This window comes from Blautia sp. JLR.GB0024, assembly GCF_037000545.1.
Taxonomy (GTDB): Bacteria; Bacillota; Clostridia; order Lachnospirales; family Lachnospiraceae; genus Blautia; species Blautia celeris.
In genome coordinates this window covers 75,350-83,631 of sequence record NZ_JBANBF010000018.1, presented here as the reverse complement: position 1 = coordinate 83,631, position 8,282 = coordinate 75,350, and the positions used below count along the sequence as shown (strand labels likewise).

At 47.2% G+C, this 8,282-nt stretch carries 9 protein-coding genes; 3 read left to right on the top strand and 6 right to left on the bottom strand.

Going from position 1 to position 8,282, the window contains the following annotated elements; all coding sequences use genetic code 11:
- Positions 1-27 precede the first annotated feature (27 nt).
- From V8Q34_RS24385 to nrdR, 6 genes are all read right to left on the bottom strand, one after another.
- Positions 28-750, bottom strand: a complete 723-nt coding sequence (locus V8Q34_RS24385) for an ABC transporter ATP-binding protein (RefSeq protein WP_335836489.1) — start codon at positions 748-750, stop codon at positions 28-30.
- Positions 750-1,583, bottom strand: a complete 834-nt coding sequence (locus V8Q34_RS24380; RefSeq protein WP_054352299.1) for an ABC transporter ATP-binding protein — start codon at positions 1,581-1,583, stop codon at positions 750-752. The genes V8Q34_RS24385 and V8Q34_RS24380 overlap by 1 nt, the downstream gene beginning before the upstream one ends.
- A gap of 1 nt (position 1,584) precedes the next feature.
- Complete coding sequence (locus V8Q34_RS24375) at positions 1,585-2,397, bottom strand: ABC transporter permease (RefSeq protein ID WP_103732814.1); 813 nt, start codon at positions 2,395-2,397, stop codon at positions 1,585-1,587.
- A gap of 15 nt (positions 2,398-2,412) precedes the next feature.
- Positions 2,413-3,357 (bottom strand): ABC transporter permease, encoded by a 945-nt coding sequence (locus V8Q34_RS24370; RefSeq protein ID WP_335836488.1) that lies wholly within the window; start codon positions 3,355-3,357, stop codon positions 2,413-2,415.
- A 51-nt stretch (positions 3,358-3,408) separates the two neighbouring features.
- Positions 3,409-4,980 carry an ABC transporter substrate-binding protein gene (locus V8Q34_RS24365; RefSeq protein WP_033142675.1) on the bottom strand — a complete coding sequence of 524 codons (1,572 nt, stop codon included), beginning with the start codon at positions 4,978-4,980 and terminating at the stop codon, positions 3,409-3,411.
- 136 nt (positions 4,981-5,116) lie between these two features.
- Entirely contained in the window at positions 5,117-5,566 is a 450-nt protein-coding gene (gene nrdR / locus V8Q34_RS24360) for a transcriptional regulator NrdR (protein WP_033142657.1), read from the bottom strand.
- Between the two features lie 194 nt (positions 5,567-5,760).
- Between nrdR and V8Q34_RS24355 the strand changes: the two genes are divergently transcribed.
- The 3 genes from V8Q34_RS24355 to V8Q34_RS24345 are packed head-to-tail and all read left to right on the top strand — an operon-like array spanning position 5,761 to position 8,240.
- Positions 5,761-6,492 carry a radical SAM protein gene (locus V8Q34_RS24355; RefSeq protein WP_335836487.1) on the top strand — a complete coding sequence of 244 codons (732 nt, stop codon included), beginning with the start codon at positions 5,761-5,763 and terminating at the stop codon, positions 6,490-6,492.
- A complete protein-coding gene (locus V8Q34_RS24350; protein ID WP_225305274.1) occupies positions 6,482-7,264 on the top strand; it encodes a queuosine precursor transporter in 783 nt (260 codons plus the stop codon). Before V8Q34_RS24355 ends, V8Q34_RS24350 begins: the two co-directional genes overlap by 11 nt.
- Positions 7,209-8,240, top strand: coding sequence for a M42 family metallopeptidase (locus tag V8Q34_RS24345; RefSeq protein WP_335836486.1), 1,032 nt, complete (start codon positions 7,209-7,211; stop codon positions 8,238-8,240). The genes V8Q34_RS24350 and V8Q34_RS24345 overlap by 56 nt, the downstream gene beginning before the upstream one ends.
- Positions 8,241-8,282: the final 42 nt, after the last annotated feature.

The following is an 8,282-nucleotide window of genomic DNA, read 5'->3' as shown; positions in this document are numbered from 1 at the left end:
ACCAGACCCGGCGTCCGCCAAATGCCGTTATACCTCCACATCCAATGTTGCCGCCATCAGCTCCTTTGTATAATCAGCCTTCGGACTGGCAAATACCTCCTCCACATTCCCTTCTTCCACAATCTTGCCATCTCTCATCACCATAACCCTGTCACACATCTGATAGATCACATTCAGATCATGAGAGATGAAAAGAACGGAAAACTTCATCTCTTCCTGTAGTTTTATGATCAGTTCCATGATCTGCCGCTGAATGGTAACATCCAGGGCTGACACCGGCTCATCCGCAATGATGAACTGTGATCCCTGGAGAAGAGAAACCGCGATACTCACTCTCTGCCGCTGGCCGCCGGATAATTCCCGGGGACGGCGTTTCAGGTGTTCTTTGGAAAGCCCTGTCTTTTCTGCCATGGCAAGGACTTTCCTGCGCCGCTCCTCTTTTGGTATTTTCTGCATGCGCAGCGGCTCCTCCAGGATCCATGCCACACGTTTTGAAGGGTTGAGGGAGGAATAGGGGTCCTGGAAGATCATCTGGGGATTCCCGGTGTGATGCATGATCTCACCATCCTGCACTTTTACAAATCCCAGGATTGCTTTGGAGAGTGTGGTTTTTCCGCATCCGCTCTCTCCGACCAGACCCAGGATCTCGTTTTTATGGACCGTAAAATCAATGTCCTTCAGCACCTGCTGTTCTTTTTTGCCTTCACGGTAAGATGCACTTACGTGTTTTACTTCCAGTACAGGTTCCATTATGCCCCGCCCCTTTCCTGTTTTGCTGCTGACCGCCTTCTGAGAGAAGTTCTTCTGGTTGGTATGGCTGCCAGGAGTTTTTTTGTATATTCCATGGAAGGATGCTCAAATATCTCCTGCACACTTCCCTGTTCCACAGCTTTTCCCCGGTTCATGACAATAACACGGCTGCATAGATGACGGATAACACCCAGGTCATGGGAGATAAAGAGAATTGCGGTTCCCTGTTCCCTGTTGATTTTCTGAAGGAGCTTTAAGATCTGGGCCTGTATGGTCACATCCAGTGCTGTGGTGGGCTCATCCGCAATCAGAAGCTTGGGCCCCATCACAAGAGCTGCCGCGATCATGACACGCTGACGCATGCCGCCTGAGAGCTGATGGGGATATTTGTCATACAGAAGCTCCGGATTGGGAAGCTCCACGTTTTTCATCATCTGCAGTGCCTTTTCTTTTCGTTCCCGGGCACTGAAATGGCTGTGAATCCGCATGGCTTCCTCCACCTGCTCTCCGATTGTCATGACCGGATTCAGGGATGTCATGGGTTCCTGGAAAATAATGCCGATCTCTCTGCCCCGTATTTTCCACAACTCTTCTTTTTGCATCTTCAGAATATCTCTGCCCTGAAACAAAATCTCTCCTCTGGGCATTTTGGCATGTTCGCCCAAAAGACCCATGACAGAAAGGGCCGTCTGCGTTTTGCCTGAACCGGATTCCCCTACGATTCCCAGTATTTCCCCTTCCTCCATGGAAAAAGAAATGTTCTCCACAATTTTTGTGGGCGGTACGGTATCATGAAATTCAATTGCCAGATTTTTTATTTCCAGTAATGCCATATTACTTCCCGCCTTTCTTCTGCAGCCCGTCACTTAACAGGGAAAATCCCAGTGCCAGGAGGATAACCGCCACTCCGGGAAAAAGAGCGCACCAGGGCGCTGTTGCCAGATATGCCTGGGACTCAGACAGCATTCTTCCAAGACTGGCATCCGGAGGCTGCACACCGATTCCCAGATAACTCATACCCGCCTCAGCCAGCACCGCGTTGTTAAATCCAATGGCAGCCGTAGCCAGAACAGTTGGCAGGGTATTGGGAAGGATGTGTATAAACATGATCCGCAGATGAGAAGCTCCCATAAGCCTTGCACTTTTCACATAATCCATTTCCCTCTGGGATATAAATTCACTTCTCGTCATCCTGGCAAAGCTGGGAATGAACACAACACCAAGGGCCAGGATCACATTGTATTTTCCAGGTCCTAAGATACTGATAAATACCAGGGCCAGCAAAATACTTGGAAAAGAGACAACCGCATCATTAAAACGCATAAGGATCTCATCCAGCCATCCGCCAAAATATCCGGTAAACGCCCCCACCAAAAGGCCGATTCCGCCCCCGATCATAACGGTCGCCGCGCCCACAAAAAAGGTGGTGCCTGTTCCTTTCATGACACGGCTTAAAATATCACGCCCAAACTGATCGCATCCAAATAAGTGCGCCAGGGAAGGTGCCGCGAATTTAGCGCCGCCGCTCATGGCGTCAGGATCATAAGGCGTGTACAAAAGGCCAATCAGCAGAAATAACAGCATGAATCCTGCCAGAGAGGCACCGATGATCAGATTGCCCGACTTGTTTTTTCTGTCTTTTCTCATCTTCTCTCCTCCTGTCTAAGCATCCATGCGTATCCGCGGGTCTATTTTTCCGTATAAAATGTCAACCGTAAAATTGATGAGCACCACCATTGCTGCAATCAGCACAATGATTCCCTGGACGACAGGATAATCCCTGTTGGAAATGGAGGTGATCAGCAGGCTGCCCATGCCGGGAATGGTAAACACCTGCTCCAGAATAATGCTGTTTGCCATAATATCCGCAATGGTCATAGCCCAGAACGTGAGCACCGGAATCAGTGCATTTTTCAGCACATGCCTGCCGAGGACACGCCCTGTCCTGTTTCCGCGGCTGTAAGCAGTGCGCACATAATCCAAGTGAAGCTGGGTGATCACGGAACTGCGCAGCATTTTCACCGCCATTGCACTTTTTGGAAGAGCGATGGCTATGCTGGGCGCTATGAGGTAGGCTAAAAATCCGCCAAAATTTTCGGATGGGGAGACATAGGCTCCAGGTGTGAACCATTTAAGCACCAGTCCGAATACATATGTGATCAAAATACCCAGAAAAAAACCGGGAACCGACATGACCACCTGATTACATGTCATGAGAAAACGGTCAAGCATCCCGCCCTCATGGCTGGCAGTAAAAATGCCGAGAGGTATGGAAAACAGCAGGATGATAAAAAATCCCATGAGCACCATGGTAAGATTGACAGGTATTTTATCCGCGATCATCTCCTGCACCGGCATGGAATAACTGTAGGACTCACCCATGTCTCCTGTTACAAAATCTTTCAGCCACAGGCCGTAGCGGACCAGAACCGGTTTATCCAGGCCCATCTCATGCTGCAGTGCCTCTACCTGTTCCTTTGTGGCCTCTGTTCCCAGTTTTGATTTTGCCGCATCACCGGGGATCACGGAAAAAGCCATAAAGGACAGAAAAGAGACAATTAACAATGTTATAATGAGAGTTCCTGTTTTTTTCACAATATATTTCATTCTGTCTTTCTCCTTTTCCGTGTATGTTTCCCCGGTACATCCGGCCGGGCTTTATTTTACTTTGTAGATTTTTGCCAGATCCAGAACGTACAGCGGATAGAATTCAAAACCACTGTATGACTTTCTGAGAGCAACCTCTGAAGCCATATCCTGAATGTAGACATTTGCCGCGTCATCTGCAAGAATGGTTTCCATCTTCTTGTAGAGTTCTGTCTGTTCTTTATCGTCTGTGCTTTTCTTTACCTGCTGATAGAGTTTATCATACTCTTCATTATGAAAGTTAATGAAATTTTTAGAAGAATCAGAGGTAAAACGCTCCAGCAGAGCACGGCCGCTTAAATAAGCTGCGTCCACACCGACTACTGTAGACTGGAATTTCCTGTCGCCGTAAACATCGCTGAGCCAGCTGTCCCATTCCACAAGCTGGATCTTGGCATTGACACCAATCTGTTTTAACTGCTCCACCAGTATCTGGGCAGTGTCCACATGCTGCTGATAGTTGGATGGTACTGTAATCGTCATGTCAAATCCGTCCGGGTATCCGGCTTCCGCAAGCAGGGCTTTGGCTTTACCTGCATCCTGCGGATATTTGTCTGCCAGCTCCGGCATGTAGTATTTGTCAAATGCAGGGAACATGCTGCTGCCGATTATGGTTCCCTTTCCGTCCGCGATCATATCAAGCACATCCTGGCGGTTCACTGCATAGCAGAGTGCCTGACGTACTTTTACGTTGTCAAAGGGTGCCTCTCCATTGTTCAGGTATAATGCCTGCACCAGATTCATGCCGCCTTCATAGATGGTAAAATCCTCACCTTTAAGCTGGGCAGACTGGTTGGAATCAATGCGTGCTACCATATCCAGAGAGCCGCCCTTTAATCCGGTCACAATAGCATTGCTGTCACTTACCACCTTGAAGGTGACCTCATCCAGATATGCCTGGTTTTCCGTATCCCAGTAGTCTGCGAATTTTTTGATCTTAATATTCTCCTGGGGAGACCGGGATGCATACATAAAGGGACCTGTGCCCACAGGGTTGGTTGCCAGATCCTGGGCATCTTTGGGAATGACAGCCACAATGAGGTAGGCCAGAAATTCTGTGTCAGCTTCTTTTAAATGGATGACAATGGTTTTGTCATCGGGAGTTTCGACGTTTTCCACATTAGAAAACGCCGCTATCAACGGTTCTGTTCCTTCCGTGATACCGGCGCATCGCTCGATCGAATATTTCACATCGTCTACGGTAACGTCCGCTCCATTGTGGAATTTTACGCCCTCACGAAGTGTAAAGGTGTAAGTCTTGCCGTCCTCTGAAATGGTATGCGACTGGGCTACTGCATCGATGTAATTGCCTTTTTCATCAGGCTTTACTAAGCCTTCATAAATGTTGAATAGGACTTCTTTTGTTCCTGCCGCTACCGATTTGTGTGGGTCAAGACTATCCTCAATATCCTGAGGAATTCCTACTACAATGGAACCTCCCATGGTTGGTTCCGCTTTTGTTTCTGTGGAACTTTCGTTGTTTTTGGACTCTTTACCGCTTTCCTTTTTGTCTTGGCAGCCGCCGAGTACAATAGTCAGGGTAAGTGCAAAGAGAAGTGTTGGTATTAATCTTGCTCTTTTCATGGTTTCTCCTTTAAACATTTGAAGTTCCCTCATTATTTAATTGTCATGGTTATTGTAGCGGAATGGTGGGGGGATTGCAAGTATTATTTTGGAGACATGGCCAAGGCTGGATCTGCCCGCCGCTCCACGAAACCTATCAATTCAGGATTTTTTTCAATTCGTCCATGAAGGTGTTTACGTCTTTGAACTCACGATAGACAGAGGCGAAGCGGACGTAGGTTACGGCGTCAAGGTCTTTTAGTTTGTCCATGACGATTTCGCCGATTTCGGTGCTGGGGATTTCGCGGTCTTCTTTGTTGAAGATCTCGGTTTCGATCTCATCTATGATTTTTTCAATCTGCTCTACGGAGATGGGGCGTTTGTAGCAGGCACGCATGATGCCGTCCTGGATCTTGGTGCGGTCGTATTGTTCGCGGCTCTGGTCTTTTTTGATAACAACCAGTGGGATCGTCTCTATTTTCTCGTAAGTGGTAAAGCGCTTGCCGCACTCGTCACACTGTCTTCTCCTTCGGATGGAATTATTATCTGGAACCGGTCTGGAATCTATGACGCGGGTGTTGTCTTGATTGCAAAATGGACATTTCATGTAAAGGTCCTCCTTGAACTTATGTTATGTAAAGTTACCTATGGGTAAGTATAGTACATATGGACGTCTTACGTCAATGATTTTCACTTGTATTTTTGTATGTTTTCTGCTAGAATGGCAACAGTTCAGATAAGCTGAACTGCCAAAGACAGTTCGTAACCATCCTGTCTATAAATAAAACTAAGGAGGAAAAAATGAGTATTCAAGAACCAAGTAACCGTTACAGTGTGATACGGGAAAAAAATCCCAGGGAGATTTTACTCCTTCGGGGAAACGGGTGCAAATGGCGCCGCTGCTCCTTCTGTGACTATCATCTGGATTTTTCCAGGGATGAGGAGGCCAATTTCCTTTTAAACGAAAGGGAGCTTGCAAAAGTCACAGGATGTTTTAAGAAACTGGAAGTGATCAATTCGGGAAGTTTTTGTGACCTGGATAAAAAGACTCTGGAACGGATACGCAGTGTCTGCGAGGAAAAAGAAATCCATGAACTGCATTTTGAGTGTCACTGGATGCACAAGGATGAGATTCCAAAGGCACGGGACTTTTTTTCTGAGAAGGGTATCCGCCTGAAGATTAAAATGGGAGTGGAAACCTTTGATTTTGATTTTCGCGAAAAAGTGCTCAAAAAGGGCATTACTGCCGAATCACCACAGGAGATTGCAAAGTATGCGGATGAGGTGTGTCTTTTGTTCGGGCTGACAGGTCAGACGCTCGATTCCATGAAAAAAGATATTGAGACCGGCCTGGCTTTGTTTGAGAGGGTCTGTATCAATATTATGGTGGAAAATTCCACGAAAATGAAACCGGACCGGGATGTGATCCGGCTTTTTGCCGAAAATCTCTATCCTGTTTATATAGGAAATGACCGGGTGGATATCTTAATGGAAAATACGGAATTCGGGGTAGGTGACAAGTATGAGCAATGAGATTTTATTGATTTTATCCCTGGTACTGATTTATAGTTTTGTACTGCTGGCGTATTACTTTTTTGATATTTCCGGTCTGTATGGATGGACTGTTTTTTGTACCATCACAGCCAATATTGAGGTCTTGCTCATGGTGCGTGCTTTCGGCATGGAGCAGACGCTTGGAAACGTGCTCTTTGCCTCGTCTTTTCTTGTAACGGACATCATCAGTGAGATTGGCGGCAAGAAGCAGGCCCAGAAGGCGGTCAATCTGGGAATCTGTACTTCCTGCTGTTTTATATTGATCTCCCAGATGTGGCTTTTATACACCCCCTCTGCCAGTGACTGGGCAAGTCCTGCGTTCCATACCATATTTTCCAATACGCCGCGCCTGCTGTTTGCAAGTCTGCTGGTCTATGCGGTCTCCCAGAAATTTGATGTCTGGGCTTACCATAAATGGTGGGCATTTACAACAAAACGTTTTGGAAACGCAGAGGGATTTTTATGGCTCCGCAACAATGGTTCCACATTGGTGTCACAGCTTTTAAATACTGTTCTGTATACTTTTGGCGCGTTTTGGGGCATGTATCAGTTTCCGGTGCTTCTGCGCATCTGTGTATCCAGTTATGTGATTTTTGTATTTACCAGTCTGCTTGATACACCGTTTGTATATATGGCCCGGCGGATAAAACATAAAAAGGATGGAAATGTGACAAAAAAAGAAAAGGGATATCATTATGGACAAATATCTGGATTATATTCTGGAGCAAATGAAAAATCTGCTGGCAATTGACAGTCCCTCCGGATACACCCAAAAGGCTGCCAATTACCTGATGGCAGAGTATGAACGGCTGGGATACCATCCGCAGAAAACCGTCAAGGGCGGTGTGCTGGTGGATCTGGAAAGCGGCGACGTAAAACACGGTGTTCTCCTGGAGGCACATGTGGACACGCTTGGGGCCATGGTCTCTGAGATCAAGGAAAACGGACGGCTGAAGATTACACCCATCGGCGGGATGAATGCTAATAACGCGGAAGCGGAAAACTGCCGGATCGTCACACGCTTTGACGGCATTTATGAGGGCACCTGTCAGCTTGTCAATGCTTCCATTCATGTAAACGGGGAATATGACAAGACCGGAAGATCATTCGATACTGTGGAAATTGTGCTGGACGAACCGGTCACCGATAAAGAGTCCGTGGCTGCGCTTGGTATTTCTACAGGGGATTATGTATGTTTTGAACCCAGGACTGTGATAACAAGATCAGGATATATCAAGAGCCGTTTTCTGGATGACAAACTCAGCGCTGCCATTTTGCTGGGTTACGCAAAATATGTAAAATATGAAAATGTCTCCCTGAAAAACAGGGTCTATCAGCACATGACCGTCTTTGAGGAAGTTGGCCACGGCGGGGCCGCTTCTGTCCCGGATGGGGTAAAGGATGTGATCTCCGTAGATATGGGATGTGTCGGCAACAGCCTTAGCTGTACGGAACGGCAGGTATCCATCTGTGCCAAGGACAGCAGGGGGCCTTATCACTATGACCTGGTTACATCTTTAGTGAAGACCGCCCGGGATATGGGACTTGCTTATGCGGTGGATGTGTATCCCCATTACGGGTCAGATGCGGATGTGGCGCTGACCGCGGGATATGACGTGCGGCATGGACTGATCGGCGCAGGCGTGTACGCTTCCCATGGATATGAGAGAAGCCACGTGGAGGGAATGAAAAATACCTTTTTACTGCTGAAAGGATATCTTGGATAACCCCGAATCTGCGCTTTTCAGTCCGATTACTACATAAAGAGC